Annotated in this window: 27 protein-coding genes; 12 read left to right on the forward strand and 15 right to left on the reverse strand. The window is 65.2% G+C overall.

Translation table 11 applies throughout. From position 1 onward, the window contains the following. Position 1 precedes the first annotated feature (1 nt). From J2W36_RS15435 to J2W36_RS15450, 4 genes are all read right to left on the reverse strand, one after another. Complete coding sequence (locus J2W36_RS15435) at positions 2–286, reverse strand: helix-turn-helix transcriptional regulator (RefSeq protein WP_307690630.1); 285 nt, start codon at positions 284–286, stop codon at positions 2–4. A gap of 95 nt (positions 287–381) precedes the next feature. After that, a complete protein-coding gene (locus tag J2W36_RS15440) occupies positions 382–990 on the reverse strand; it encodes a hypothetical protein (protein WP_307690631.1) in 609 nt (202 codons plus the stop codon). 34 nt (positions 991–1,024) lie between these two features. Next, complete coding sequence (locus J2W36_RS15445) at positions 1,025–2,056, reverse strand: purine-nucleoside phosphorylase (RefSeq protein ID WP_307690632.1); 1,032 nt, start codon at positions 2,054–2,056, stop codon at positions 1,025–1,027. Between the two features lie 124 nt (positions 2,057–2,180). Then, complete coding sequence (locus J2W36_RS15450) at positions 2,181–2,960, reverse strand: TetR/AcrR family transcriptional regulator (RefSeq protein ID WP_307690739.1); 780 nt, start codon at positions 2,958–2,960, stop codon at positions 2,181–2,183. Between J2W36_RS15450 and J2W36_RS15455 the strand changes: the two genes are divergently transcribed. Both J2W36_RS15455 and J2W36_RS15460 read left to right on the forward strand, forming a co-directional pair. After that, positions 2,946–4,115, forward strand: coding sequence for an MFS transporter (locus J2W36_RS15455; RefSeq protein WP_307690633.1), 1,170 nt, complete (start codon positions 2,946–2,948; stop codon positions 4,113–4,115). The two genes, J2W36_RS15450 and J2W36_RS15455, sit on opposite strands and share 15 nt — an antisense overlap. Positions 4,116–4,120: 5 nt before the next feature. Beyond that, positions 4,121–4,432: an Mpo1-like protein gene (locus J2W36_RS15460; RefSeq protein WP_307690634.1), complete on the forward strand. Its 312-nt coding sequence runs from the start codon at positions 4,121–4,123 to the stop codon at positions 4,430–4,432. Here J2W36_RS15460 and J2W36_RS15465 read toward each other — a convergent pair. Then, positions 4,422–5,471 (reverse strand): NAD-dependent epimerase/dehydratase family protein, encoded by a 1,050-nt coding sequence (locus tag J2W36_RS15465; RefSeq protein ID WP_307690740.1) that lies wholly within the window; start codon positions 5,469–5,471, stop codon positions 4,422–4,424. The two genes, J2W36_RS15460 and J2W36_RS15465, sit on opposite strands and share 11 nt — an antisense overlap. A 143-nt stretch (positions 5,472–5,614) precedes the next feature. Here J2W36_RS15465 and J2W36_RS15470 point away from each other — a divergent pair, with 143 nt between their 5' ends. The 10 genes from J2W36_RS15470 (at position 5,615) to J2W36_RS15515 (ending at position 16,068) form a co-directional block, all read left to right on the forward strand. After that, positions 5,615–6,589, forward strand: coding sequence for an AraC family transcriptional regulator (locus J2W36_RS15470; protein ID WP_307690635.1), 975 nt, complete (start codon positions 5,615–5,617; stop codon positions 6,587–6,589). A gap of 114 nt (positions 6,590–6,703) precedes the next feature. Further along, positions 6,704–7,132 carry a DUF2147 domain-containing protein gene (locus J2W36_RS15475; protein WP_307690636.1) on the forward strand — a complete coding sequence of 143 codons (429 nt, stop codon included), beginning with the start codon at positions 6,704–6,706 and terminating at the stop codon, positions 7,130–7,132. Positions 7,133–7,170: 38 nt separating this feature from the next. Then, a complete protein-coding gene (locus tag J2W36_RS15480; RefSeq protein WP_307690637.1) occupies positions 7,171–8,052 on the forward strand; it encodes a TorF family putative porin in 882 nt (293 codons plus the stop codon). Positions 8,053–8,059: 7 nt separating this feature from the next. Next, positions 8,060–9,646 (forward strand): xylulokinase, encoded by a 1,587-nt coding sequence (locus tag J2W36_RS15485; protein WP_307690638.1) that lies wholly within the window; start codon positions 8,060–8,062, stop codon positions 9,644–9,646. Between the two features lie 12 nt (positions 9,647–9,658). Further along, on the forward strand, positions 9,659–10,312 hold the full coding sequence (locus J2W36_RS15490) for a class II aldolase/adducin family protein (RefSeq protein WP_307690639.1): 654 nt from the start codon (positions 9,659–9,661) through the stop codon (positions 10,310–10,312). A gap of 27 nt (positions 10,313–10,339) precedes the next feature. Beyond that, a complete protein-coding gene (locus J2W36_RS15495; protein WP_307690640.1) occupies positions 10,340–11,824 on the forward strand; it encodes an aspartate aminotransferase family protein in 1,485 nt (494 codons plus the stop codon). A gap of 59 nt (positions 11,825–11,883) precedes the next feature. Next, the gene (locus J2W36_RS15500) at positions 11,884–12,474 is read left to right on the forward strand and encodes a hypothetical protein (protein WP_307690641.1); all 591 of its coding nucleotides are present in this window, start codon (positions 11,884–11,886) and stop codon (positions 12,472–12,474) included. Between the two features lie 70 nt (positions 12,475–12,544). After that, the gene (locus J2W36_RS15505) at positions 12,545–13,333 is read left to right on the forward strand and encodes an SDR family NAD(P)-dependent oxidoreductase (RefSeq protein WP_307690642.1); all 789 of its coding nucleotides are present in this window, start codon (positions 12,545–12,547) and stop codon (positions 13,331–13,333) included. Beyond that, positions 13,327–14,766 (forward strand): aldehyde dehydrogenase family protein, encoded by a 1,440-nt coding sequence (locus J2W36_RS15510; RefSeq protein ID WP_307690643.1) that lies wholly within the window; start codon positions 13,327–13,329, stop codon positions 14,764–14,766. Before J2W36_RS15505 ends, J2W36_RS15510 begins: the two co-directional genes overlap by 7 nt. A gap of 249 nt (positions 14,767–15,015) precedes the next feature. Next, positions 15,016–16,068: a Bug family tripartite tricarboxylate transporter substrate binding protein gene (locus J2W36_RS15515; RefSeq protein ID WP_307690644.1), complete on the forward strand. Its 1,053-nt coding sequence runs from the start codon at positions 15,016–15,018 to the stop codon at positions 16,066–16,068. Between the two features lie 56 nt (positions 16,069–16,124). Here the strand turns inward: J2W36_RS15515 and J2W36_RS15520 are convergent, their stop codons facing one another. From J2W36_RS15520 to accC, 10 genes are all read right to left on the reverse strand, one after another. Beyond that, positions 16,125–16,967, reverse strand: coding sequence for an ABC transporter substrate-binding protein (locus J2W36_RS15520; protein ID WP_307690645.1), 843 nt, complete (start codon positions 16,965–16,967; stop codon positions 16,125–16,127). A 40-nt stretch (positions 16,968–17,007) separates the two neighbouring features. Next, positions 17,008–17,742 carry an amino acid ABC transporter ATP-binding protein gene (locus J2W36_RS15525; RefSeq protein WP_307690646.1) on the reverse strand — a complete coding sequence of 245 codons (735 nt, stop codon included), beginning with the start codon at positions 17,740–17,742 and terminating at the stop codon, positions 17,008–17,010. Between the two features lie 10 nt (positions 17,743–17,752). After that, entirely contained in the window at positions 17,753–18,505 is a 753-nt protein-coding gene (locus tag J2W36_RS15530) for an amino acid ABC transporter permease (protein ID WP_307690647.1), read from the reverse strand. A 3-nt stretch (positions 18,506–18,508) separates the two neighbouring features. After that, complete coding sequence (locus J2W36_RS15535; protein ID WP_307690648.1) at positions 18,509–19,210, reverse strand: amino acid ABC transporter permease; 702 nt, start codon at positions 19,208–19,210, stop codon at positions 18,509–18,511. 32 nt (positions 19,211–19,242) lie between these two features. Beyond that, the gene (locus tag J2W36_RS15540; protein WP_307690649.1) at positions 19,243–19,995 is read right to left on the reverse strand and encodes an SDR family oxidoreductase; all 753 of its coding nucleotides are present in this window, start codon (positions 19,993–19,995) and stop codon (positions 19,243–19,245) included. Between the two features lie 166 nt (positions 19,996–20,161). Further along, positions 20,162–20,929, reverse strand: coding sequence for a LamB/YcsF family protein (locus J2W36_RS15545; RefSeq protein ID WP_307690650.1), 768 nt, complete (start codon positions 20,927–20,929; stop codon positions 20,162–20,164). Between the two features lie 20 nt (positions 20,930–20,949). Beyond that, complete coding sequence (locus J2W36_RS15550) at positions 20,950–21,375, reverse strand: acetyl-CoA carboxylase biotin carboxyl carrier protein subunit (RefSeq protein WP_307690651.1); 426 nt, start codon at positions 21,373–21,375, stop codon at positions 20,950–20,952. Between the two features lie 3 nt (positions 21,376–21,378). Further along, positions 21,379–22,359, reverse strand: coding sequence for a 5-oxoprolinase subunit C family protein (locus J2W36_RS15555; RefSeq protein WP_307690652.1), 981 nt, complete (start codon positions 22,357–22,359; stop codon positions 21,379–21,381). Continuing rightward, entirely contained in the window at positions 22,356–23,030 is a 675-nt protein-coding gene (pxpB, locus tag J2W36_RS15560) for a 5-oxoprolinase subunit PxpB (protein ID WP_307690653.1), read from the reverse strand. The genes J2W36_RS15555 and pxpB overlap by 4 nt, the downstream gene beginning before the upstream one ends. Beyond that, a complete protein-coding gene (gene accC / locus J2W36_RS15565) occupies positions 23,027–24,391 on the reverse strand; it encodes an acetyl-CoA carboxylase biotin carboxylase subunit (protein WP_307690654.1) in 1,365 nt (454 codons plus the stop codon). The genes pxpB and accC overlap by 4 nt, the downstream gene beginning before the upstream one ends. Positions 24,392–24,393 lie beyond the last annotated feature (2 nt).

Consider the following 24,393-nt stretch of genomic DNA (forward strand, 5'->3'; position numbering starts at 1 on the left):
CCTACCAGGCGGGTCCGGCGGGTTGGCCGGGCAGGTCGGCGCTTGCCGACGGTTCGATACCGAGCGGGTCGACCTTGCGCAGCACCAGCTCGACCCCCAGGATGCCCAGCAGTTTCATGAGTCGTTCGGCGCTCACCTTCTCGGCATTGCGCTCGAGCGCGGACATCGTCTGTTGGGTCACGCCCAGGCGCAGGGCCGCTTCGGCCTGGGTCAGGCCCTCTTGCTTGCGGAACGCGTGAAGCAGTGCGGGCAGCTGCGCCGACGTGCGCACAATGAAATCGCTCATGGTTGTCGACCCTGTCCGTGAGTTTCACGCATCATAAGCTGTTAATTGATTTTACAACTCAAGATTTGTAAAACTGAAATACAACCACCCTCGATTCAGCCGCCTTGCAAACGCTCCGCATGGCGCGCCAGTTCAACGGCATCGGCGACCTGCTGCAGCGACCATCCGCCGGCAAGTTCGACTTCGCCAGTGAGCACGCTCTCCAGCGCTTCCTGCCCGTGGCGGCCGGCCAGCCAGGCGAAGGCCGACGTGATTGATCCGCCGCCGAACTTGGCACGCAGGGCCTTCGATGCCGCCCGGCCGACTTCGGCGAAGGCTGCCTGGTCCGCCGCCGCAGACGCCGCGCGCACGACCAGGCAGAACGCCTCGAGCTTGTCGGCCTCGGTGCGCAGCCGGCGCGCCCGGGCTTCACTCTGGGGGGCAGGGGCGTGCAGTGCGGGCTCGAACGCGTCGCTGAAGGCTTGGAAGTCTCGTCCTTCGATCCAGTCGTCGTCCCCACGGGTGACGACGAGGACGGTCTGTCCGCGAGCCTGGGTGGCGCGCGCGGCCGCCGCCTGGGCTGCAGGGGCCTGCGCGCAAGGCCAGACCAGCAAGGGCGACTGCGCCGTGCCGTGCACGGCCCATCGGCCGACGGTGTTCAGCATGCGTACGTCGCGGCCCGGCAGCGCACCGGCAGGCGCTGGCGCCAGAGCGGTCGACGTCACGGTGGGGAGGCAGAGCAGGAGATGGGCCATCATGTCAACGCGCCGGAACGCCGTCGCGCCACTGCGGCCAGTTCAACACGATGTGGTCGACCACACGGCTGCCAACCAGTGCGACGTTCTCCACGGTCTCGCTAAAGCCGCCTGCGGTTTCGCCCGGTGCGGGGTCCAGGTGGGCCAGCGTGCTCTCCCCGGGGTGGCCCTGATCGAAATTGACCGCGCCGCGCAGGCTCATCACCCGGTCGGTGCCGTGGGTGCGCTTGATCACCAGCGTGATGGCAGCGGCCTCCATTTCGGTGATGACGTAATCGTCCGCACCGTAGAGCTTGGCGATGTACTGGGCCTGCCGCGACATGCCCGGGCCGTGGAAGAAGGTGTCGCCGGTCATGTGCGTGCCGGTGCCGACGAAGGGCGCACGCCGGGCGGCCTCGTCCGGATAGCGCAGGCGGTAGGTCCGGGCCGCCTGGGAATCCTTCAGCGGCGTGTCGGCCGAGAGCTTCATCGCCCACCCGACCAGCGCAGGGTTGAGCTGGAAGCGGCGGTAGTCCTCGTAGCCTTTGCGGGGCATGAATGTCGGCTCACCCGCTTTGTTCTCCTCCGGTGCCCAGCGGTGTCCCAGGTCGTAGTCGACCAGCCAGGTGCCCCAGCTCACCTCGCCGATGGTCCCGCGTTGGGGCGGCGTGCCGGCCACGCCGGAGATGACGTAATAGGCCTGGGAGAAATCGAACCTTGAATTCAGCAGGATCGCCTGCATCGACGAGGAGGAGTTCACCTTACCCATGCCCAGGACGGCGCCACACACGCCGTCTGCGTTGCAGTACACCGGCTGCAAGGCGCCCGGCACGGTGATGGGGGCTGCCCCCTTCCAGTAGCGCTCGTACCAGTGCTGGAATTCGCCAGCGCGGTCGCCGGTGTTCTGGCCGATCTCGAACATTGCCGCCACGAAGACCTTGACCTGGATGGGGGGCGGTGGCGAGGGCGCCACCGTTGTGCAGCCGCTGAGCGCGACGATGCCAGAGAGCAGGCCGGCTGCGAACGCGAGCCGGCGGCGTGGAGAGAAGTGTGTCATGAAGCTCGGGAGGAAGGATCGAACAAGGTGCGGGCGCCACGAAGGTCACGAAGGCCACAAAGGTATTGCGACCGTGCTCGCTGCCGGCCGACGACCGCCTTCATTTTCGTCGCCGAGGCAGCGTTCAACGCGAGCGCTTGACCGCAGGGGACAACCGATCAAGCTCGCTGGCCATCATCCGTGCGACGACGGGTGCCACCGCTGCAGGGTCGATGCTCTCGTCGAACAGCATCTCTACGGCCGAATAGAGCATTTCCACCACGATGCGTATGACCAGCCGCAACTCCGCGGGGCTGACATGGGGAAGCACCTGGATCAGCAAGGGCATCTGCGCCTGCGTGACCTCGGCATGGGACGCGATCCGGACCTGCTGCAAGGCAGGCACGGCGCGCATCGCTCGCATGATCCACACGCCTGCCGGCGTGTCGCGTGTGACTTGGTGCGTATCGAGCAGGAGCCCTTCCAACGCCCGTTCCAGGCACGGTGCGCCTTTCAAGAAAACCTCCGGCTGTATCCAGCGTCCGACGCATTCGTTCTGGCGCACCATCAGCCGCTGCCCCAGTTCAGACAGCAACGCATATTTGTTCGGGAAGTAGCGGTACAGCGCCGGTGGCGTCATCCCGGCACGCGTGCAAACCAGGTTGGTCGACAGTCGCTCGATGCCCACCTCGTCCAGCGTGAACGCAGCTGCTTCGAGGATCCGCTCGAACGTGTCTGTGGCGCGCTGTTGCGCAGGCTGCACCTTGGTGGCGAGATCAGGCTGAACGCGACGAGTCCTGGGCAAAACGGCTTTTTTCATGGTTGTTCGGGATTCTCCCAGCATAAAAAAATATGGCAATTCAGTAGCTATAACTATACGATAGCAATAACTAGTTTTTAAGAACGCCACATGACACAACGCCATGAAATTCACGCGGCCGCGTTGGTGACCGCCCTGGTGGTGGGTTCGATGGCCCTGCTCGTCCTCGGTTTGCAGCCCATTTTGCTGGGTGAGCTGCTGGAGGCCAAGAAAGTCAGTCTGGAAGGCTTGGGACTGGTGGCAATGGCCGAGATTGTGGCCCTGGGCCTGGGCGCATTGCTCGGCGACCTCGCGCTGCCGTTGGCTCATCTTCGCCTGGCCACCGCCGTTGCCGCGGCAGCCACCGCCGCTTTGAATCTGGGGACGCTCTATGCCATGGGCGATGCAGGTTTCGCCGCGTGCCGCGCGGCGGCTGGGCTGGCCGAAGGCGTCCTGGTATGGGGCGCAACGGCGGTGATCGTGCGCAGCGCGAGTCCCGACCGGATTGCAGGGATCTTCTTTGTGCTCCAGACCGTGGCCCAGGCGGTCGTCGGGCTGGCGCTCGCTCATGTCGTCATCCCGGCCCACGGCTGGGCTGGGGCGTTTACGTTGCTCGCGTCGCTGTTGGTGGTGCCTGTGCTTCTGGCGCCTGCGCTCCCGCGCAACCTGCAACCGCTTTCCACACCGTCCACGGGCGTCTTCGCCTGGAGTTGGGAGAAAGCGATGCCGCTCATCACCGTGTTCCTGCAACTGTCGGCATTGGGCGCTCTGTGGGCATATATCGAACCCCTGGGCATCGAGGTGGGTTTTTCTGGGACGGCTGTGCAGACGCTGATTGCTGCATGCTTGGGCATCCAGGTGGTGGGCGGGCTGTGCGGCTCGGTGCTGGTGCGTTCACTGGACGCGCCCAGGGCATTGCTCGTGGGGTCGGCGTTGTTGTGTGGCGTTGCCATTGGCATTTTCTACACCGGCGTTGGCGTCACACCGATGTTCGCCGCGCTGTGTGGTCTGTTCGCGTTCATCTGGCTGTTCATCACACCGTTTCAGATGCGGTTCGCCTTCAGTGCAGACACCAGTGGCCGCGTGGCGTCCCTGATTCCTGCCGCCCAGATCTTTGGGATCGCGTGCGGACCGCTGATCGCCTCGGCTTTTGTTCAGGGAGAACAGGCGCACGCCGTGCCGGTGGTCAGCGCCGCTTTTGGCGCGGCAGCTGTGCTGACCCTGTGCCTGCGTTTCGTCGCGCAACGCCAATTGCGCTTTGACCAACGACTGGAAAGGTAGAAGGCATGCCTTCACAGCAAACGTACCGCACCTTCCGAGAGTTCTATCCGTACTATCTCAGCGAGCATTCGAACCGGGTTTCACGTCGCCTGCACTTTGTAGGCAGCTGCATTGCCGTGCTCCTGGTTGCAGCGGCCTTGTGGCACCAGAACGGGTGGCTGCTGGGCCTGGCACTGCTCCAGGGCTACGCATTCGCCTGGGTGGGGCATTTTTTCTTCGAGCGCAACAAGCCTGCCACCTTTCGCTATCCGATCATGAGCTTCATGGGCGACTGGTGCCTGTGGTGGCAGATGCTGACCGGCCGGATCAGGCTTTGACCGCCTTGCGCCATGTCTGCCACGCGTCGGCATGCGCCGAGAGTGTCTCGTCGATGGGGCGATAGCGCAGCCCCAGTTCGTCGATGCTGCGCTGGTTGTCGAGCGTGAACCGGATGCCCAGATGATTGCGGATGTAGGACTGCGACAGGCCGAACAGCGGCCCAATCAAACGCACCAGCGCGTCGGGCAACTGGTGCCGTGGCAGCAACCAGGGCCGATCGTGCACGCGCCGCACAATGCGCGACATTTCAACGAAACGCGTCATTTCGCGCGCAGCGACGATGTAGCGGCCGTGGGCGTCATCGTTCAACGCCCCGGCCAGGTGTGCCTGCGCCACGTCACGTACGTCCACCGTGGCAAAACTGAAGTCTGGTACCCCGTAGAAGAAAACGCCCCGCATCAGTTCGTCGAGCAGGAAGAGGCTGCCGGAATCCGAGTCGGGCGTCAGCGCTGGCCCCAGAACCAGACCCGGGTTGATCGCCACCATGCGCCAGCGCTTCTGGCCATTGACGATGCGCCAGGCCTCCTGTTCGGCAACCACTTTCGAGTAGTGATACGGGTTGTTTTCCAGAGTGCTGCTGCGGTTGAACTGGTCTTCGGTGAGTACATGCCCGCTCATCTCCAGGACATCAGCGTAGTCGCCGAACATCGCGCCGACGGTCGATGTCAGAACGACCTTGTCGACCGAGGCACAGCGGTTGACCGCACCGAGCACGTTGCGCGTTCCCGCGAGAGCGGGCTCCAGCAGTTCGACGCGTGGATTCTCGATCTGCTCGGGCAGAAAGAAAGGGGACGCGACATGGAACACCGTGTCGCAGCCGCTCATGGCGTCGTCAAAGGATCCCTCGCGCAACAAGTCGGCGCCAAACAGTTGCAGCCGGCCAGGGAAACGCGTTTGCAGATCGACCAGCGCGCGCAGTTTGTGCGCCTTGCCCGGATCGCGAACGGTCGCATGCACGGTCCAATTGTTTTCCAGAAGCAACTTCACCAGATGGCCGGCCACATAGCCCGAGCCCCCCGTTACCAAAGCAGTTCGCATCAACAAGCTCCATTTGCTGGGGTTAGCGTATCGCGCAGGGCAAGACACGCGGTGCTCCTAACGGACAAGTGTGGGGCCGTTTCGGCCGGGGTGCCATGACGCAGGCCGAAGCCGCGCTCCAGAATCGCGCCAGTGTTCCGCCCATGCTCATTCGAGCGCTGCTGCGCGTCGCGCAGTCGCGCCACCTTTCGCCTGCACGCCTGTGCCTCGGCCTGGGCTTCGATCCCGACGATCTGCGAGATCCCGTGTTGCGGGTGTCCTACCGGCAGACACGGGCGCTGTGCAAGCGTCTCCAGGTTCAGCTGAACGAACCGTCGCTCGGCCTGCTCGCCGGCCAGGCACAGACACCACTCTCATGGGGGCTGCCCGGCCTGGTCATGTTGACGTGCCAAACGCTGGGCGAGGCCATCGCATTTTGCGCAGTCCATCAAGACGAGGCGGGTGCACTCGTGTCGCTCCATCTCGAGCGACAGGATGGCCTGTTCCTGATCGAGGTGGAGCCCCGCTACCACGATCCGGAACTCGAGCCCTTGCTGATCGATGAGGCCTTTGCGTCCATGCTGACCGTGGTGCGAGCGCTGGTCGGCGCGGACTTCATGCCCGAGAGGGTAGAGCTGGCCTTGCCTGCGCCTGCGCACGCCCATGTTCATCGACGTGTCTTTGGCTGCGACGTGCAATACAACATGCCGTCACACCGCATGTGGACGTCGCAGAGGTGGCTCGCGCGCGAGCTGGCCGGCTGGGATCCCTACGCTTGCGATGCGCTGCGCGGAAATCTGGCGTCCCTGCTCAAGGGTCCCGAAATCCGGAACGATTTTCATGAAAGCGCACTGACGTGGTTGCGCGGCAACTTGGGCAGTGCGCCGTCCATGACCGGCCTCGCACGCCATCTGAACCTCGGCGAACGCACGTTGCGCAGGCGCCTCGACGCCTTGGGCGTGTCATGGCGGGGATTGCATGACCAGGTGCGTCGCGATCACGCACTGGCCTTGCTGCAACGTGCGGGACTGCCCATCCATGAAGTCGCGTCCGCCACCGGCTTTGACGACCCACGCGCCTTTCGCCGCGCATTCAAGCGGTGGACTGGCACTCGGCCCAGTGCCCTGCGCCAGCGCTGAGGTCCTCCCTCTGGTTTCCGACCCTATGAGGGTTTTCCACACGAAATTGGACTTTTCAAAACAGTAGTCATAACTATAGAATAGTCATCACTATCTAACAACCAAGTCACCGTGATGACCTCATTCGCAACTTGCCTTCGGGCTGCCGTCTTGTTGGTAACGTTGGTTCGACCTGCATGGGCAGCGGGTCCCGACGACGCGAAAGGCCTGTGGATGGGCGCAGAGAAAGATGCGGTCCTGGAATTCAAGCCCTGTGCGGACGCGCCCACGGCGCTGTGTGGGCACATTGTGTGGGACAAGGACGCAGGGCAGGCCACGGACACCTGCGGCGTGCCGATCGCACGGCTGGAGCGGTATGAAAACGAGGCTTGGCGCGATGGCTGGGTCTATGACCCGCGTGATGGCAAGAAATACAAAGGTGCTCTGCGGGTCAAGGCCGGCGAGTTGCAGATCCGCGCATTCCTTGGGACCGAAATCCTGGGGCAGACCGAGCGACTGCAGCGCGTCGCCGCGCTGCCTGTCTCCCCTGTGTGCAAGCCCTGATCCCGTCACGTTCAACCCAACCAGCGAAAGGAAATCGCATGAACAAAGGCCCCCTGGTCTTTCTGGTGTCCACCGGTGCACTGTTCGGAGGCTTCGCCGCGCGCGCGCAGGCCGATGAAACAGCCAGCTACTCCGTTGAAACCGAAGTCAAGCTGCTCACTGACCAGCGCACGCGCGGCCTTTCCGATTCGCTGAACCGGCCTGGCGTGCAGCTGGCCGTGCAGTTCGCCCACGAAAGCGGCCTGATTGCGTTGGCGCAGCTGTCGACCATCAGCAGCAAGGTCTACACAGGCAGCGAGGGATACAACGTGCTTCTGGCCACCGGCTGGCGCTTCGGCGATCCGGATGGCTGGCACTACGGCGTCGGTCTTGCCAGCGAGTTCTTTCCTGGAGCCAAGTTCGATTCGCCCTATGGCTTCGACGTCAGTACAGGCACGCCCACAGACGTCCGAACCACCAAATACAACACGTCCTATGGTGTGCTTGAGTTGGGTTGGGGCGCACTTGACGCGCGTTTTCTGAACGTCCTGTCTAAGAACTACCGGGGCGCCGGCACAGGCGGCGTGTGCGGCCAGATGCTGGCCGTGTCGGCCGACCCCACCAAGGCGCTCGAATGCTATGCGCGCGGCGACCACGACGCGCGAGGCAGCTGGCTGGCCGACCTCGACTACAGGATTCCCCTGGACGGCAAGACCACCCTGAAGCTGCATGCCGGCATTCAGCGAATCCGGAACTTCAAGGAAGCCAACGCCAGCGACTATTCCATCGGCGTGCTGCACAAGCGATGGGGCTTCGACTGGACTGCGGAGTACGTCATGCCCAAAACCAGGACGCGCGAGCTGTTCCAGGTGGTCGATGGCACCAAGGTCCGCGAGGTCGACGGCAACCGGCTCGTGCTGGCCGTCGCGCGGAAGTTCTGAGGTCTCGATGAGTCTTGATCAACGCCTGGTGCTCGCCATTGACCTCGGCACGTCTGGATGCAAGTGTGCACTGGTCACGCTGGACGGAACGGTGCACGCCTGGGCATTCAGGTCGGTGACCCTGGACGTGCAGGGTGTCACGGCCGAACAGGACCCTGCCCATTGGTGGCAGGCGTTGATGGAGGCCGCAGGCGAGTTGCTGAATGTGGATGCACAGCGGCGGGCACGCGTCGTCGCAGTGTGTTGCTCAACGCAGACGGAAGTCACTGTCTGCGTGGACCGCGCCGGTGATCCCATCGGACGCGCCATCAGCTGGCTGGATGCCCGGGGCGCGCCTGCCATCGCCCGGCGCGCGCGCGGTCGGTTCGGCAGCATCGAGGGTTACGGGCCGCTGAAACTCTGGCAGTGGTTGCGCCTGACCGGCGGCGCCCCGTCGATCACGGGCCGCGACAGCGCCGGCCACATCGCCTATGTGCGCGACGAGTGCCCCGAGGTCTACGAGAAGACACACAAGTTCCTCAATGCGCTGGACTACATGAACTTTCGCCTGTGTGGCCGCCTGTGCGCCACGCAGGACTCCATCTTGACCGCGTGGGTCACGGACAATCGCGATCCCCACAACGTGCGCTATGACGCGCGGCTGTTGCGCCTGCTCGGCGTAAATGCAGAAAAGCTGCCCGAGATCGTCAAATCCACCGATGTGATCGGCACCTTGTTGCCTGAGGTCGCCCAAGCGCTCGGACTGGACCCTGGCACGGTGGTGGTGGCTGGCGCGGTCGACAACTCCGCGGTCGCGGTGGGCGCAGCCGTCGACGATTTCGAAACGCACCTGTATCTGGGAACCTCGTCCTGGCTCGGCGCACACGTGCCGTTCATGAAGACCGACATCTTCCGGAAAATTGCCGCGGTGCCCTGTGCAGTGGCTGGCCGCTACCTTGCGATGGCGCTGCAGTCCACCGCCGGCGCCAACCTGTCGTTCCTGCGCGATCGCATTCTGTACCACCCCGACGAGCTTGCCAGCGACGAAGAGCATCCTGAAGTCTACGAAGCACTCAACCGCATTGCCGCGCGCGTCCCGCCGGGCGCCCGGGGGCTGATCTACACCCCGTGGCTGTACGGTGAGCGCACCCCCGTGGACAACCCCCGGCTGCGCGCCGGGCTCCTCAACATGTCGCTGGAGCATTCGCGCGAAGACATCTTTCGCGCCTTCCTCGAAGGTGTCGCGTTGAACACCCGATGGATGCTGGAGCCTTTTGCCAGGCTGATCGGGCGAAACCCGGGCGTCATCACGGCGGTGGGGGGTGGGGCACAAAGCGAAGTCTGGTGCCAGATCATGGCTGACGTCACGGGCCAGCCCATTCGGCAACCCGAAAGCCCGATCCAGGCCAACGCGATTGGTGCCACGTTCATCGCCGGCGTGGGCATTGGTGCCTTGTCGTTTGCCGACTTGAACCAGCTGCGTCGAATCCGCCGGGTGTACGAACCGGCCCGGTCGCTGCGGAATCTGTACGACGAGAAATTTGGAACATTCAAAGAGGTTCACTCGCGTCTTGCGCCGCTGTACCACCGGCTGAATGCGCCGGCCCTTCCTTGACAGCACGAACCCATGAAGCACGAATCCCAACGCCAGCATGTTGTCGACCTTTGCCTCGAACTCTCTCGTCGTGGCTATTTCGCCGGAACGGGGGGGAACATCATGCTGCGCATCGATGCACACCTGGTGGCCGTCACGCCGTCCGCCATCGACTATCAGGTCATGAAGCCAGAGGACGTGTCTGTACTGCACCTGTCCGACCTGCGGCAAGTCGACGGTGCATGCGCACCCTCCGTGGAAGCCAGTCTTCATGCGGGCGTGCTGCGCGAGCGGCCCGAAATGGGTTGCAGCATTCATACGCATCAACCCGTGGCCAGCGCGCTTGCGCTGCTCGGTGAAGAGATCGTCGTTCCCCCGCGGTGGCAAGCCACGCTGGGGCCTTGTCTTCCCGTGGTGGGCTATGCGCCTTCGGGCAGCGGCTGGCTGGCAAGGAAGTTCAGCCGAAAGGTGCGCGGCGACGTCAACGCCTATCTGATGCACAACCACGGCATCTTGTGCTGTGGCCGCGACAGTGCTGCAGCCATGCAGGCCGTGGACGATCTTGAAGCCCTGGCGCGGGCGCTTCTGAACCAGCGCATTGACCAGCGCGTGACCGGTGCACCTGCTGACCTGGAACACGCGCTGCAGCGCACGCGTGACGCCTTGAACGATCGCCCCATCTCCTGAACCCCTTCCCCTCAAGAGCATCTCCCCATGAGCAACCCCGCCGCCATCGACGCCCCCGCCACGACCACGTCGCAGACCGCCATCTCGTCCTGGCCCGACACCCCTTCGCTCTATCGGCGCCTGTCTGATCTTGTGGCGCAACCCATGCGACCGATCCGGGCGGACGCCATGCCCAAGATCCTGCGCTGGTTCGACGACAAATGTGGGGGCTCCAAGCGGCTGGCCGAACAGGCCAAGGCCGTCATCCCCGGTGGAATCCAGCACAATCTGGCCTTCAATCACCCCTTCGCCCTTGCCATCTCCCATGCCGAAGGGGCTCATCTGACCGATGTGGACGGCAACCGGTACATCGACTTCCTTCAGGCTGGTGGCCCGACGCTCCTGGGCAGCAACCATCCTGTGATTCGACAGAAGGTCCACGCGCTCCTCGATGCGTGCGGACCCGTCACTGGCCTGTTGCACGAATATGAAGTGAAGCTGGCGGAACTGGTGTGCAAGCACATGCCCGGTGTGGACATGCTGCGGCTGCTGGGGTCGGGCACTGAAGCGGTCATGGGTGCCGTGCGGCTCGCACGAACCTACACGAAGAAAAAATGGATCATCAAGATCGGCGGTGCGTACCACGGCTGGAGCGACCAATTGGTTTACGGCATGCGCTTGCCGAACACGGGTCGGATGGAGGCCACCGGCATTCCGCGTGGTGCGACAGGCCACACGCAGGAGTGCCTTCCCAATGACCTGGAGGCGCTGCGCCGCAAGCTGCAGATCAACCGGCTGCGTGGCGGCACGGCGGCCGTGCTGCTCGAGCCTCTGGGCCCTGAGAGTGGTACGCGGCCCGTGCACAAGAACTACAACGAGCAAGTGCGCAAGCTGTGCGACGAATTCGACACGCTGCTGATCTTCGACGAGGTCGTGACGGGGTTTCGCATTGGCATGGGCGGTGCGCAGTCCTACTTCGGCGTCACGCCGGACATCACCGTCCTCGGCAAATGCCTGACGGGTGGGTATCCGATGGCCGGTGCCATCGGCGGCAAGAGGGACATCATGATGTCGTTGGTTGGAGGCATTGGCACCACGTCGCGCCGCGCCTTCGTCGGCGGGACGCTGACGGCCAATCCGCTGTCGTGTGTTGCGGGCTACTACGCACTGCAGGAAGCGCATCGAAGCAATGCTGCGGTGGTCGCAGGCCAGGCCGGCGACCGTCTGTGCCGAGGTCTCGAAGAGATCATTCGTCGCCGCAGGCTTCCCTACGTCACCTACAACATGGGGTCCATCGTTCACTTGCAGACATCCGGGGTGCTGCTGCTGGACACCAGCAGCATGTGGAAACTGTTCAAGGTCAGGAACGAGGCCAAGCAGCGAAAGCACATGATGGAGGAGATGGGCGCGGCCTACACGGCACATGGACTGATCACGCTCGCCGGCAGTCGCGTCTACACGAGTCTCGCCGACACCGATGCGGTGATCGACGACGCGCTGAATCGCTTCGACGACGTGTTTGCACTGGTATGACGGCGGTGAACGTGGACGCGAACCTGGTGTCCCAGTGGCTCCAACTGCGTGACCGCCTGATGGCCAAGCAGCTGCTGCAAGGGTCGACAGCAGCGCTTTCGTTGCGCATTCCTGGAACCGACGCCATGTGGTTTGGAGCGGCGCACGCGGAAACGCCGCAACGCAGAAGCTGGCGTGCCTTGAAGGCAGATTCTTCCCAGGCGCAGCTCCACGCGCATGTCCTGGGGGCGCGCGACGACGTTTGCGCCGTGGCCTCCGGAGGTGGAACATTCGCGAGGGGGCTGGCCGATTTCGGTGGCGCCATGCCGGGTGTGTTTGACGAACAGGTGCGCCACCTCGGGCGCATGGTGCCGGTGCCATCGCGCATGGCGGTCGACAGGGCCTTGAGTCTGGGTGGCAACGCACTGCTGGTGCAGGGGCAGCCCATCGTGCTGGGCATGACCGGTGCTAGGCTGGCCCTCAATGCGGAGTTGTTCGAAAAGTGCGCCAAGGCCTATCTGCTCGCCGTCGCAGCCACTGCCAACGGTCAGGTTCGCTCCTTGCCCTGGGTGGTGCGGTATGTGGCCAACCGTCGTCTCATGAAAGACGAGCACCGCGCCTGTCTGCGGGTTCGCCAGGGCCTCTTGCCCGAGGAGAGCAAGGGGTACTGACGACATTGCCGTGCGCCGTGGGGTGAGGGCGGCTGATGAACGGCTTGCGCCGGGAACCGAAGGAGTGAACATGGAATACAAGGACAAAGTGGTGATGATCGTCGGCGCCTCGTCTGGCATCGGTCGCACGCTCGCGCTGCGTCTGGCAGGCAGGGGTGCCCAAGTGGTGGCCATGGCCCGGCGAGAAGACAAGTTGAAGCATTTGCGCGACCAGATCACTGCACAGGGAGGGTGTTGCAGCATTCAGGCTGCAGACGCACAAGACCCTGCCGCCGCCCTGCGTGCGGTGCACGGCGTGGTGGCCGAGCACGGTCGCATCGACTTGTTGATACTCAACGCTGGGGGCGCTCCGGCCATCGACATGCGCTGCATGGACGCCACCGACGTTCTCGCGTACATGCGTTCGAACTACGACGTCGCGGTGAACGTGCTCTTTCCGGTTTTGAACGTCATGCGCGGGCAGCGCAGCGGCGTGGTGGCCGTGACTAACTCGCTGGCCGGCCTGCTGGGCGTGCCGTTGCAGGGCCCTTACAGCGCTGCCAAAGGCGCCCTCAAACTGTTGATCGATACGTGCCGCGTGGAGTTTGCAGAGTTCGGCATCCGTTTTGTCTCCGTCTATCCGGGATTCATCTCCACCCAAGCCACTGCGGGCGATGGCATGCCGGCCCCTTTGCAGATGTCGGAAGACCGTGCAGTCGATCACCTTCTTCGGGCGCTTCGAGGACGGTACATGGACTATGCATTCCCGTGGCCGATGGCCGCGCTTGTCCGGCTGGCCAATATGTTGCCGAAGCGCCTGGTTGTGCGCATCCTGCGTCGCGATGTCCCCAAGCTGAGCAGCGAGCCGCAATCATGGTGAACGAAGCGCAGGAGCCGGACGGCGCGACCCTTGGCGCCCTGTTCGATGCGCAGACCGCGACAGCGCTGGCGCTGCGCAACTCGACGGTATCCCAGCGCCGCGAAAAGTTGCGCCGGCTCAGCCATGCCGTGCTTGCGCGCAGAGAGAGCTGGTACGCTGCCTTTCACGCCGACTTGGGAAAGCCCCGGATCGAGGTGGAACTGACCGAATTGCTCCCGGTACTGGACGAGGCGAGCCATGCCATGGGCCATCTCAAGCGATGGATGCGGCTGCATCGCGTCGGCCCCACGCTGACCACGCTGGGGACCCGCGCGCGCGTACAGTACCAACCACGCGGACGCTGCCTGATCATCGGGCCCTGGAACTACCCGCTGAACACGGTGCTCGCGCCTCTGGTGTCGGCGGTGGCCGCGGGAAACACGGCAATCATCAAGCCGTCTGAATTCACGCCCCACGTCAACGCACTTCTTGCGGAGGTGGTTGCAGAGGTGTTTGACCCGGCGGAAGTCACTCTGGTGCAAGGCGCCGCGAAGACGTCCGAACGTCTGTTGGCATTGCCTTTCGACCACATCTTCTTCACCGGTTCCCCCGGCGTCGGGAAGATCGTGATGGCCGCCGCCGCCCGCCACCTGACGTCAGTGACGCTCGAACTCGGCGGCAAGTCCCCGGCGATCGTCGATGCCAGCGCAGACGTCGAAGCCGCGGTGCGCATGCTTGCCTGGGGAAAACTCACGAACGCCGGGCAAACCTGCGTTGCACCCGACCACGTGTACGTTCATCGCAGCGTGGAAGCGCGTTTCGTCGAATGCTGGCGCCGCGTCGTGGCCGAGCGATACGGACGAAATCCGCCCGCGGTGGCACACAGCGCCGACCTGGGCCGCATGGTGACCGTTCGCCACGCCGAACGCGTGGCAGGGCTGATCGAAGACGCAGTCGCCAAAGGGGCGACACGGCTCGACGGCGGAGAGCACAACACCGAGGCGCGTTATGTCGCCCCCACGCTGCTGGGCAACATCTCAGGCGATGCTCGCATCGAGTCGGAAGAAATCTTCGGTCCTGTGCTGCCACTGCATGTCTTCGACCGTGTGGACGATGTGGTGGTGCGCATCAATGCGGCCCCCAAACCCCTGGCGTTGTATCTCTTCGCGCGAAACCCGAAGTTCGTGACGCAGTTGCAGACGCAAACCAGTTCCGGCAGCCTTGGGGTGAACCTGTGCATTCAGCAGTACGCGCATGCCAAGCTGCCCTTCGGAGGTGTCCACCATTCCGGGATGGGCAATTCGCACGGCTTCTATGGCTTTCGCGCGTTCTCCCACGAAAGAGCCTGCCTGTACAACGGTCCTTTCAATGGACTTCGCCTGTTCTTCCCTCCCTACTCAAAAGGCAAGAACAGCCTTGCGCGACGCCTTGTTTCGCTGATCGCGAGAACATGAGCATGGGGTCGATGAGGCTTTTTACCTCGACCCCGACATCTTGCTCGGTCTTCGTACGGCCTTTCTAGGCGTCATCCTCGACGCCCCTTCTTTCCTGCTCCCGACCCATTCCGCAGACTGCGGGATCGGCATGCCCCTCCATGCCGACCGCTCCCGAATCACAATGAGACCGATTCGCGGAAAATAGGGTTAACACCAGTACCTGCCATGATGCGCAGGAACCGAGCGAAGAAACTGACGGAAGAGGAAATGAAGAACAAGTGGGCGGGGCGAATGGCCACATGTTGGATGCTTCGGCGGCTGTGGCCGATGGCGATCGCATCTGTGTTCTTGGTCTCGGCAAGCGCAGCGGGTTGGTGGCCGGGAAACGAACCCATCAAGTTGCTGGTCGGTAGCTCCCCAGGGGATGAGACCGACAATCTGGCACGTGCGCTGGCCGACCAGATGAGCCGGCGGCTGCGTCATCCCGTGGTCGTGGAGAACGTCGTCGGGGCCAATGGTGTCCAGGCCGCACAGAAGGTGCTTGCAGCCGAACCCGATGGCCAGACCCTTCTCTTTGGCGGTACGAGCGACATGGTGGCGGCGCCATTGAGCGGGCCTCAAGCAGGCTATCAGCCAGGCGATTTCACCCCGATCGCCAAAATCAGCAGCGCACCCCTGGTGCTGGTTGCCCGCCCCCGATTGTGGGGCCGGGCCTTCAACGAGGCGATGGCCACGGCGAAAACTCGTCCTCAGACCTTGACCATTGGCGCGACCTACGAGCGTTCGTTGCCGTCCCTGGCTGCATCGGCCTTCCTGCGTGCCACTGGTGTGGAAATGACGCTGATGCCCTACCGTGGGAGCCATTCCCTGTTGGAAGATCTGTCGTGCGGCCGGGTCGATTTGGCGGTGCTCACTTTGCCGGAAGTCCTGCGGCATGCGCGAGCCGGCAAGGTCCATGTGGTCGGCGTGATGGCACCGGACCGTCTGGCCGTAGCGCCCGAATTCCCTACGCTGTCGGAAACCTATCCGAAATGGGGCGTCTCGATGAAGGCCTGGCTGGGGCTCGCAGGCCCGCCGGGGTTGCCGAAGTCCGTCGTTGCTCGAATCAACCAGGTTGCCAACGAAGTCCTGAGCGATCCCGAGTTTCAGGCAGCAAGGCGCGAGGAGGGCAGCACGCTGGAGACGCCTATGAGCAGCACGGATTTTGGCCAGTTCATCGAGAGCGAAGTGTTGTCCTATGGAGACATCTACACCGTCGTCTCCCGCAGTGCGAGGCGTTCTCCGCGACCTCGAAGATGCGAGTGCGGCTTCAGGTATTGACGTGTCGCAGGGGATGGACTGGCCGTCGCCCCGATCAACGACCGTCCGTGGGCCGCTCAGGGGAGCAACTCGAACTTGAGCTCTGAAAGCGGCGTGACCTTCTCATCGCGCGTCAGCTTGTACTCCGTGTTCGGACCGAGCCATTTGGCCCACAGCCGGTCGATCTCGCCTGCCTTGTCGAGCGCGACCAGCGCGGCGTTGACCTTGGCCAGCAGCACCGGTTCGTCCTTCTTCATGCCGATGCCGATCGGCTGCAGCACCATCGGGTCCTTGATCATCTTGAGCGCCACGCCCTCGGTCTTCGACTGATTCACCAGCTTGGTGATGGTCATGGTGTTGGCCACCATGCCGACCGACTTGTTCTGCTGCACCGCCATGTAGGCCGAGCCTGTGTCCTGGAAGGTGACGGGATCGGAGCCGTTCATCTTGATCGACAGCTCCGAGGTCGAGCCCTTGGTCGAGCTCAGGCGCTTGCCCTTGAAATCGGCCTTCGTCGTTCCAGGGTCCGACGCCTTCACTGCCAGCATTTCCTTGGCGACGTAATACGGATCGGAGAACTGTATTTGCTCGCCGCGGCTCTTGGTGTAGGCCAGGTTGGCGACCGTCACGTCGACACGGCCGAGCTTGACCTCGGGCACACGGGCCTCGACCGAAAGCGGGGTGATCTTCGGTGCCAGGCCCAGTTCCTTGGCCAGCGCGCCGCACAGGTCCACGTCGAAGCCGACCATCTCGCGGGTTTTCGGGTCGGGTGCAGCGAAGGGCGGCACGTCGGCGAAGGTGCCGCATTTGAGTTCCTTGCGCTGGCTCATGTCCTGCCACTGGTCGGCATGGGCGCACACGGAAAGAGCGATCAGGCCGGCGAGGGCCGTCCAGCGGGGCAGAGGGATCTTGGCGGACATGGAAACTCCTGAGGGTGAATAGGAAGAAAACGGGTCGAACTCAATGGGAGCGCAGGTCCGAGAGGAAGCGCTGCGTGCGCGGATGCTGGGGGCTGCGGAAGAAGGTCTCCGGCTCGGCCTTCTCGAGGATCTGGCCGGCGTCCATGAACCAAACGCGGTCGGCCACGTCGCGTGCGAAGTTCATCTCATGCGTCACGCACATCATGGTCATGCCGTCGTTGGCCAGGCCACGCATCACGGCCAGCACCTCGCCGACCATCTCGGGGTCGAGCGCGCTGGTCGGCTCGTCGAACAGCATGGCCGGCGGCTCCATCGCCAGTGCGCGCGCGATCGCCACCCGCTGCTGCTGGCCGCCCGAGAGCTGCGCCGGAAAGGCGCTCGCCTTGTGCGGCAAGCCCACGCGTTCGAGCAGCGCCATCGCGCGCTCCTTCGCGTCGCTGCGTTTGACGCCGAGCACGCGCAGCGGCGACAGCACGATGTTGTCGAGAACCGAGAGGTGCGGAAACAGGTTGAAGCTCTGGAACACGAAGCCGATGCGGCTGCGCAGCCGGTTGAGCTCGACGCTGCTCATCGGCGCGTGGATGTCGTGGCCGTTGAAGAGCAGCTGGCCTGACTGGATTTCCTCCAGCCGGTTCACGGTGCGGATCAACGTCGACTTGCCCGAGCCCGAGGGGCCGCAGACCACGACGACCTCACCCTTCTTCACTTCGGCGCTGACGCTGGTCAGCGCCTGGTAGTCGCCGTACCACTTGTTGATGTCGTTGAACAGGATCATGGGGTGTGCCTCAATGCTCGGCGGCGAGCGTCACGTTGCTGGCGGCCGCGGTGGTGGGGCCGCCGGCGGCACCGCGCCGGCGGCGCGCAACGCGGCGTTCCAGCCAGTGGGCGAGCTCGGTCAGGCTGAAGCAGACGACGTAGTAGGTGGCCGCCAGGATGAAGAAGACCTGAAACGGCTTGGTCAGCAACTGGTTGTTGATCTGGTTGGCCGCGAAGGTGAGTTCCGGCACGTTGATCACGTAGCCCAGCGTCGTCTCCTGGATGGTCGCGACGAACTGACTCAGCATGCTTGGCAGCATGTTGTAGAGCGCCTGCGGCAGGATGATGTGGCGCATTGCACCCAGGTGGCTGTGGCCCAGCGCGCGGGCGGCTTCCATCTGGCCGCGTGGCAGCGCCTGGATGCCGGCGCGTACCACCTCCGACAGGTAGGCCGCCTCGTAAAGTACCAGCGTGCACAGCATGGTGACCAGACCCGACACGTTGTGGCCGATCAGCAGCGGCAACAGGAAGTAGACCCACAGGATGATCATGAGCAGCGGCACACCACGCGTCACGTAGACCAGCACCGTCACCGGCCAGCGCAGCACGGCCCAGGGTGACAGCCGCGCCAGCGCCAACAGCACGCTGAGCGGAAAGGCCAGCACGATGCCGAGCACCGACACGATCAGCGTGCAGGCGATGCCGCCCAGCGGCCCATTGGGGTACTGGCCGATCAGCAGCAGCAGCCAGTTGTCGCGCAGGATGTGAAGGATGTCGAGCATGGCTTACCTCGCGATCGCAATGCTGTAGCGCTTGCCGACCCAGGCACCGCAGCCCATGAGTAGCAGCGAGAAGCCGAGGTAGAGCACGGTGGCGATCAGGTAGGACTCGAAGGTGCGGAAGCTCTGGCTCTCGACCTCGCGCACCGTGTAAGTCAGCTCCGCCACGCCGATGGCCATGGCCAGGCTGCTGTTCTTGAAGAGAGAGACCGTGTGGTTGACCAGCGCCGGCACCGCATTGCGTACCGCCTGCGGCAGGATCACGTGGCGCATCGAGCCGACGTAGCTGTGGCCGAGGGCGCGGGCCGCCTCGGTCTGGCCGGCAGGGATCGAGCGCATGCCCGAGCGCATGTCCTCGCAGAAGAAGGCTGCCTGGCACAGGCCCAGCGAGAGCACCGCGAACACGGCCTCGCCGTGGTGTTCCGACAGCCAGCCCTGCAGGCCTTCGGGCAGCAGGTTGCCGATACCGAAGTACCACAGCATCAGCTGCACCAATGTCGGCACGTTGCGGTGGTAAGACACGTAGGCTGCCACGAAGCGCTCGGCGACCGGGCGTGCCGTCAGGCGGATGGTCAGCAGCAGCAGCGCGAGCGCCATCGCTAGCAACCAGGCGGCGGCGGCCACGGCCAGCGTCATCTGGATGCCCTTGAGCAGCATGGCGCTGAACTCGGGCTTGAGCAGGACGGCCAAGAGGTCGAAGTCTTTCATGCGCTGCGTCGGGGTCGAGGTCGTCCGGCCCGTCAGGCCTGTGGCGCTTCGGGGCGCGCGGTCGACAGGCCACCGGGCACCTGCAATGTCGGCATGATTTCCATCAGACCGACATTGACGGCGATCGGCGCCGCGATGGCGAAGGCGATCGCATCGGCGATGTCGTTCGCCTGCGGCAGTTCGAAGCCCTCGATGAAGCGCTGGCGGATCTCTTCGGAATCGCCGTGCACGTGGGCGAAGATGTCGGTCGCCACGCGGCCCGGGCAGATCTCGGTCACGCGCACGCGCTTGCCGAAGACGTCGATGCGCAACTGGCGCGAGAGCATGTGGACCGCCGACTTGGTCGCGTGGTAGGTGGTGTTGCCGCCGAAGTGGTAGTGGCCGGCGATCGAACTGATGTTCACCACGTGGCCGCGGTCGCGTGCCACCATGCCCGGCACCACCAGGCGCACCAGGTGCAGCACGGCGCGCAGGTTCACGTCGACCAGCGCATCGATGCCTGCGGCATCGGCCTTGAGGATGGAGCCGGGACGGTCGACGCCGGCATTGTTCACCAACACGTCGAAGGGTACTTCCTGCGCGAGTCGGGTGATGCCTTCGAGGTCGGTCACATCCATCGCATGCGGGATGCAGCCGGTGCGTGCGGCCAGCGCATCGAGGCCGGCGGCGCTGCGCGCCAACGCATGCACCTGCAGGCCTTCGCGGCACAGGCGCTCGACCGTGGCAGCGCCGATGCCGGAGGAGGCACCGGTCACGAGGGCGGTCTTGTAGTCGGAGAAAGGCATGGTCGGGTCCTGGAGAAAGCCGGGCGTCTGGCGCCTGTGTGAATGGATTCTGTCGAGCCGCCCTGGGGAGCGCCAAGACGGATTGGCTGTGTGGCGATAAGGGCGACTTATGCCTCGTTCCGTGCGCACCAGCGCTGTGCCTGGTGCGCTGCGATGGTCCGTGTGTTCATGCGAGCTGCCTCGACAGCGGCACCACGCGTGCCGAACTCGCCAGGATCGCTGCACGCACCGTGCGCGCCAGTTCAAGCGCGCCGGGCGTATCGCCGTGCAGCAGGATGGAGTTCACGCGCATCTGCAGCCTGCGGCCGCTGTAGCTGGTCACCGTGCCGTCCTCCAGCAATTGCCGCACACGTCCCAGCACCCGGGCCTTGTCGTGGATCACCGCGTCGGGCAGCTTGCGCGGCACCAACAGTCCGTCATCGCCGCAGGCGCGGTCGGCCAGGAAAGTGATGCCGGTGCGCAGTCTGTGTTTCGTCGCGGCACCCTCGATGGCCCGGCTGGCCGAGGTGCTGACGATCAGTGTCGGATCGAAGGCGGCAACCGCAGCCACCAGCGGCTCGGCCAGCGCGGCATCGGCCGCTGCCATGTTGCCCAGCGCGCCGTGGAAGCTCATGTGCGTCATGCGATGGCCCGCGGCATGCGCCAAGCCAGCCAGCGCGCCGAGCTGGTAGACCACGTGGGCCGCGAGTTCCTGCACGTCGATCTGCATGGGACGGCGGCCGAAGCCCTGCAGATCGGGAAAGCCGACATGCGCGCCGATGTCCACACCCCGCGCCAGCGCCTGCCGCACGGTGCGGTCCATGATGACCGGGTCGCCGGCGTGAAAGCCGCAGGCCACGTTGGCCGACGAGAGCACGTCGAGCAAGGCCTCGTCCTCGCCCATGCGCCAGGGGCCGAAGCCTTCGCCGAGGTCCGCGTTGAGATCGATGTCCATGTCGGGAGTCCTTGGCGTGGTCAGGCGGATACGGAGGGCGCGATGGCCAGCAGCGGCGTGCCGTAGTCGACGGTGCTCCCAGATGCCACCTGCAATGTGCCAGCGATGCCGGCGCAGGGCGCGACGACGGGCAGCAGCAGCGAGCCGATCTGCAGCAGGCCGAGCAGCCGGCCTTCGGTCACGGCCTCGCCCGCCTGCACGAAAGGCTGCGCGCGCAGCGGATGGCGGTCGAGGAAGACGCCCACCGTCCAGGCGGTGACGCTCGTGCCTGCCGGCACCGCAGGTGCGGCTGCTTCGGCGACGGCGGCAGGTGCTGCGGGCGCACCGCCCGCCTTCGCACCGCCGCGCTGCAGGCGCATCAGCCTGGTCGGCGAACGCAGTTCGAGCAGGTCGATGTCGGTTCCGGCGAGCCAGCCGGCGAGCAGGTCGATGCGGGATGCGTCCATGGTTCAGTTCCTCCACGCCGCGGCGCGATGCAATGCCACAAGCCGTGCGGCTTCGTGCAGCCAGGCTTGCAGTTCGGCCAGCGCCGCCACGGCAGCGTCGTAGGTCGTCTCGATGAAGCGCACACGGCTGCCGATCGGCGCCTGGCCGAGGCGCCACAGGTCGGCCTCGATCACGGTGCCGAACTTCGGATAGCCGCCGGAGGGTTGCGCATCGCGCATCTGCACGATCGGCTGGCCGCCGGGCGGCACCTGGATCACGCCGGGCACGATGCCGTGCGAGCGCATCTCCATGGGCGCGATCGGCACCAATGGCTCGCCGGCCAGCCGATAGCCATAGCGGTCGCTTTGTGCGGTGATCTTCCATTCGCCGGCCCAGAAGGCCGCGCGCGAGTCCTCGCGATAGCGCAGGTACTCGGCGGCCGGCAGCACACGCATCGCGGCGCAGCCATCGACCGCGAGCGGGAGCGCCAGCGCGGGTGGTACAAGGCCAAAGTCGGTGGTGCGCAAGGTACCTGGCGCGGCTGCGTTCAGCCGGTCGCCCTGGCGCAGCGACCTGCCTTCGTGGCCGCCGAAGGCGCCGCGCAACTGGGTGCTGCGCGAGCCCAGCACCTGCGGCACGTCGACGCCGCCAGCCAGCGTGAGATAGGCGCGGCTGCCGCTGCGTGCGGCCGGCAGGCCCAGGCTCAGCACCTGGCCTTCGCGTGCCTGTGCCACCCACCAGGGCGGCAGTGTCATGCCGTCGAGCGTGGCCTGGCCATCGGCACCGGTCAGCGCGAAGGCGCAGTCGTGCGTGAAGCGGACCTGGAACGGGAACACCGGAATCTCGATGCCTGCCGCGTTCTCGTCGTTGCCCAGCAGCAGGTTGCCCGCAGCCAGCGCGAGCTGGTCCATGCAGCCCGAGGTGCCGACGCCATGGCGCAGGCTGCCCATGCGGCCGTGGTCCTGCACGGTGGCGAGGGCGGCGGTGGAAAGCAGTTCGATCATCGGATCACCTTCTCGACCCGGAAGCGGATCATGTCGCCCGGACTCAGCACCGCTGGCGGATCGCGCTGCGGGTCGAAGAACGCCATGCCGGTGCGGCCGATGGTGTGCCAGCCGCTCGGCCCGGCCGAGGCCGACACGCCGGTCTGCACCCCGCCGATCGAGACCGATCCGGCCGGCACGCTGAGCACGGGCACCTGGCGGCGCGGCGTCGCGATGCGCGGGTCCATGCCGCCCAGGTAGCAGTAGCCGGGGTGGCTGCCCAGTGCATACACGGGATAGAGTGGCGCGCTGTGCAGTTCGACCACCTGGTCGATGGTGAGCCCGGTGTGGGCGATGACGTCCGCCATGTGCGGGCCGTCCCCGCCGCCATAGACCACTGGCAGCTCGACCACGCGGCCCTTCAGGGCCAGCGGTTCGGCCGCGATCCATGCAGCCTGCAGTTGCGCTTCGAGCGCGTCCCAAGCAGCCTGGTCGGCGGGCGGTTGCGCGAAGCTCAACATCAGATTGTTCATGCCCGGCACCGCCTCGCGCACCTGCGGCCATTGCTGAACGGTGCGCGCGAGGGCCCAGATGCGCTGCTGCGGCGCCAGGTCGAGCGCGCCGGGCGTCTCCAGCAGCAAGGCGGTGGTGCCCAGCGGCGTGATGCGGGCAAGGGTGTCGGCCGCGTTCATGTCGCGCTCCGTTGCATTTCGCGCTGCCGCAGCCAGCGCTCGAGGTGATGGATGTCCACGCCGCCCGCAGCGAAGCCTGTATCCTGCAGGATCGCTCGGTGCAGGGGCACGTTGGTCGCGATGCCTTCGATCTGCAGCTCGGCCAGCGCCAGTCGCATGCGGTCCAGTGCATCGGCGCGGGTGGCGCCATGCACGATCAGCTTGGCGATCATCGAGTCGTAGTAGGGCGGCACGCGGTAGCCGGCGCTCGCATGGGAATCGAAACGCACGCCGAAGCCGCCCGGTACCTGCCAGCGCGTGATGCGGCCCGGGGCGGGCGCAAAGGTGTCGGGGTTCTCGGCATTGATGCGGCATTCGAGCGAGTGCCCGTGGCAGCCGACCTCGGCCTGCGTCAAGGCCAGCCGCTCGCCGCGGGCCACGCGGATCTGCTGCTGCACGATGTCGATGCCCGACGTCATCTCGGTCACCGGATGCTCGACCTGCAGCCGCGTGTTCATCTCGATGAAGAAGAACTCGCCGTCCTCGTAGAGGAACTCGAAGGTACCCACGCCGCAGTAGCCGATCTGCCGGCACGCCTCGGCGCAACGCGCGCCGACGCGCGCGATCAGCGCGGGGTCGATGCCTGGTGCCGGCGCTTCTTCCAACACCTTCTGGTGGCGTCGCTGCAGCGAGCAGTCGCGGCTGCCCAGCCACAGCGCGTGGCCCTGGCTGTCGCACAGCACCTGGATCTCGATGTGCCGCGGATGGCCGAGAAACTTTTCGATGTAGACCTCGGCATTGCCGAAGGCGCGCCTGGCTTCCTCACGCGTCAGCGCGATCGCATCGAGCAGTTCGGGCGCGGCCTGCACCACGCGCATGCCACGACCGCCGCCACCGCCGGCCGCCTTCACGATCACGGGGTAGCCGATCTCGCGAGCGATCGCTTCGATCGCTGCGCCGTCCTCAGGCAGCGAGTCGTCTGGCCCGGGCACGCACGGCACACCGGCCAACCGCATCGCGCGCTTGGCAGCGACCTTGTCACCCATGGTGCGGATGCAGGCGGCGCTCGGGCCGATGAAGGTCAGGCCGGCGTCCTCGACGCGGGCCGCGAAGCCCGCGTTCTCCGAGAGGAAGCCGTAGCCCGGATGGATCGCCTGCGCGCCGCTGAGCTCGGCCGCGAACAGCAGCGCCGTCTGGTTGAGGTAACTCAGCGCCGGCGAGGCCGGGCCGATGCACAGCGCTTCGTCGGCTTGCTGCACGTAGACCGCATCGCGGTCGGCTTCGGAATACACGGCGACGGTGCGCAGGCCGAGGCCTCGGCAGGCGCGCTGGATGCGCAATGCGATTTCGCCGCGATTGGCGATCAGGACCTTGTCGAACATGG

This window comes from Variovorax ginsengisoli, assembly GCF_030811835.1.
Taxonomy (GTDB): Bacteria; Pseudomonadota; Gammaproteobacteria; order Burkholderiales; family Burkholderiaceae_C; genus Variovorax; species Variovorax ginsengisoli_C.

Excerpts from the sequence above, each read along its gene's own strand:
- J2W36_RS15435 (WP_307690630.1), bottom strand. The coding sequence starts at position 286 with ATGAGCGATTTCATTGTGCGCACGTCGGCGCAGCTGCCCGCACTGCTT.
- J2W36_RS15445 (WP_307690632.1), bottom strand. The coding sequence starts at position 2,056 with ATGACACACTTCTCTCCACGCCGCCGGCTCGCGTTCGCAGCCGGCCTG.
- J2W36_RS15455 (WP_307690633.1), top strand. The coding sequence starts at position 2,946 with ATGACACAACGCCATGAAATTCACGCGGCCGCGTTGGTGACCGCCCTG.
- J2W36_RS15450 (WP_307690739.1), bottom strand. The coding sequence starts at position 2,960 with ATGGCGTTGTGTCATGTGGCGTTCTTAAAAACTAGTTATTGCTATCGT.
- J2W36_RS15460 (WP_307690634.1), top strand. The coding sequence starts at position 4,121 with ATGCCTTCACAGCAAACGTACCGCACCTTCCGAGAGTTCTATCCGTAC.
- J2W36_RS15465 (WP_307690740.1), bottom strand. The coding sequence starts at position 5,471 with ATGCGAACTGCTTTGGTAACGGGGGGCTCGGGCTATGTGGCCGGCCAT.
- J2W36_RS15470 (WP_307690635.1), top strand. The coding sequence starts at position 5,615 with ATGCTCATTCGAGCGCTGCTGCGCGTCGCGCAGTCGCGCCACCTTTCG.
- J2W36_RS15475 (WP_307690636.1), top strand. The coding sequence starts at position 6,704 with ATGACCTCATTCGCAACTTGCCTTCGGGCTGCCGTCTTGTTGGTAACG.
- J2W36_RS15480 (WP_307690637.1), top strand. The coding sequence starts at position 7,171 with ATGAACAAAGGCCCCCTGGTCTTTCTGGTGTCCACCGGTGCACTGTTC.
- J2W36_RS15485 (WP_307690638.1), top strand. The coding sequence starts at position 8,060 with ATGAGTCTTGATCAACGCCTGGTGCTCGCCATTGACCTCGGCACGTCT.
- J2W36_RS15490 (WP_307690639.1), top strand. The coding sequence starts at position 9,659 with ATGAAGCACGAATCCCAACGCCAGCATGTTGTCGACCTTTGCCTCGAA.
- J2W36_RS15495 (WP_307690640.1), top strand. The coding sequence starts at position 10,340 with ATGAGCAACCCCGCCGCCATCGACGCCCCCGCCACGACCACGTCGCAG.
- J2W36_RS15500 (WP_307690641.1), top strand. The coding sequence starts at position 11,884 with ATGGCCAAGCAGCTGCTGCAAGGGTCGACAGCAGCGCTTTCGTTGCGC.
- J2W36_RS15505 (WP_307690642.1), top strand. The coding sequence starts at position 12,545 with ATGGAATACAAGGACAAAGTGGTGATGATCGTCGGCGCCTCGTCTGGC.
- J2W36_RS15510 (WP_307690643.1), top strand. The coding sequence starts at position 13,327 with ATGGTGAACGAAGCGCAGGAGCCGGACGGCGCGACCCTTGGCGCCCTG.
- J2W36_RS15515 (WP_307690644.1), top strand. The coding sequence starts at position 15,016 with ATGAAGAACAAGTGGGCGGGGCGAATGGCCACATGTTGGATGCTTCGG.
- J2W36_RS15520 (WP_307690645.1), bottom strand. The coding sequence starts at position 16,967 with ATGTCCGCCAAGATCCCTCTGCCCCGCTGGACGGCCCTCGCCGGCCTG.
- J2W36_RS15525 (WP_307690646.1), bottom strand. The coding sequence starts at position 17,742 with ATGATCCTGTTCAACGACATCAACAAGTGGTACGGCGACTACCAGGCG.
- J2W36_RS15530 (WP_307690647.1), bottom strand. The coding sequence starts at position 18,505 with ATGCTCGACATCCTTCACATCCTGCGCGACAACTGGCTGCTGCTGCTG.
- J2W36_RS15535 (WP_307690648.1), bottom strand. The coding sequence starts at position 19,210 with ATGAAAGACTTCGACCTCTTGGCCGTCCTGCTCAAGCCCGAGTTCAGC.
- J2W36_RS15540 (WP_307690649.1), bottom strand. The coding sequence starts at position 19,995 with ATGCCTTTCTCCGACTACAAGACCGCCCTCGTGACCGGTGCCTCCTCC.
- J2W36_RS15545 (WP_307690650.1), bottom strand. The coding sequence starts at position 20,929 with ATGGACATCGATCTCAACGCGGACCTCGGCGAAGGCTTCGGCCCCTGG.
- J2W36_RS15550 (WP_307690651.1), bottom strand. The coding sequence starts at position 21,375 with ATGGACGCATCCCGCATCGACCTGCTCGCCGGCTGGCTCGCCGGAACC.
- J2W36_RS15555 (WP_307690652.1), bottom strand. The coding sequence starts at position 22,359 with ATGATCGAACTGCTTTCCACCGCCGCCCTCGCCACCGTGCAGGACCAC.
- pxpB (WP_307690653.1), bottom strand. The coding sequence starts at position 23,030 with ATGAACGCGGCCGACACCCTTGCCCGCATCACGCCGCTGGGCACCACC.
- accC (WP_307690654.1), bottom strand. The coding sequence starts at position 24,391 with ATGTTCGACAAGGTCCTGATCGCCAATCGCGGCGAAATCGCATTGCGC.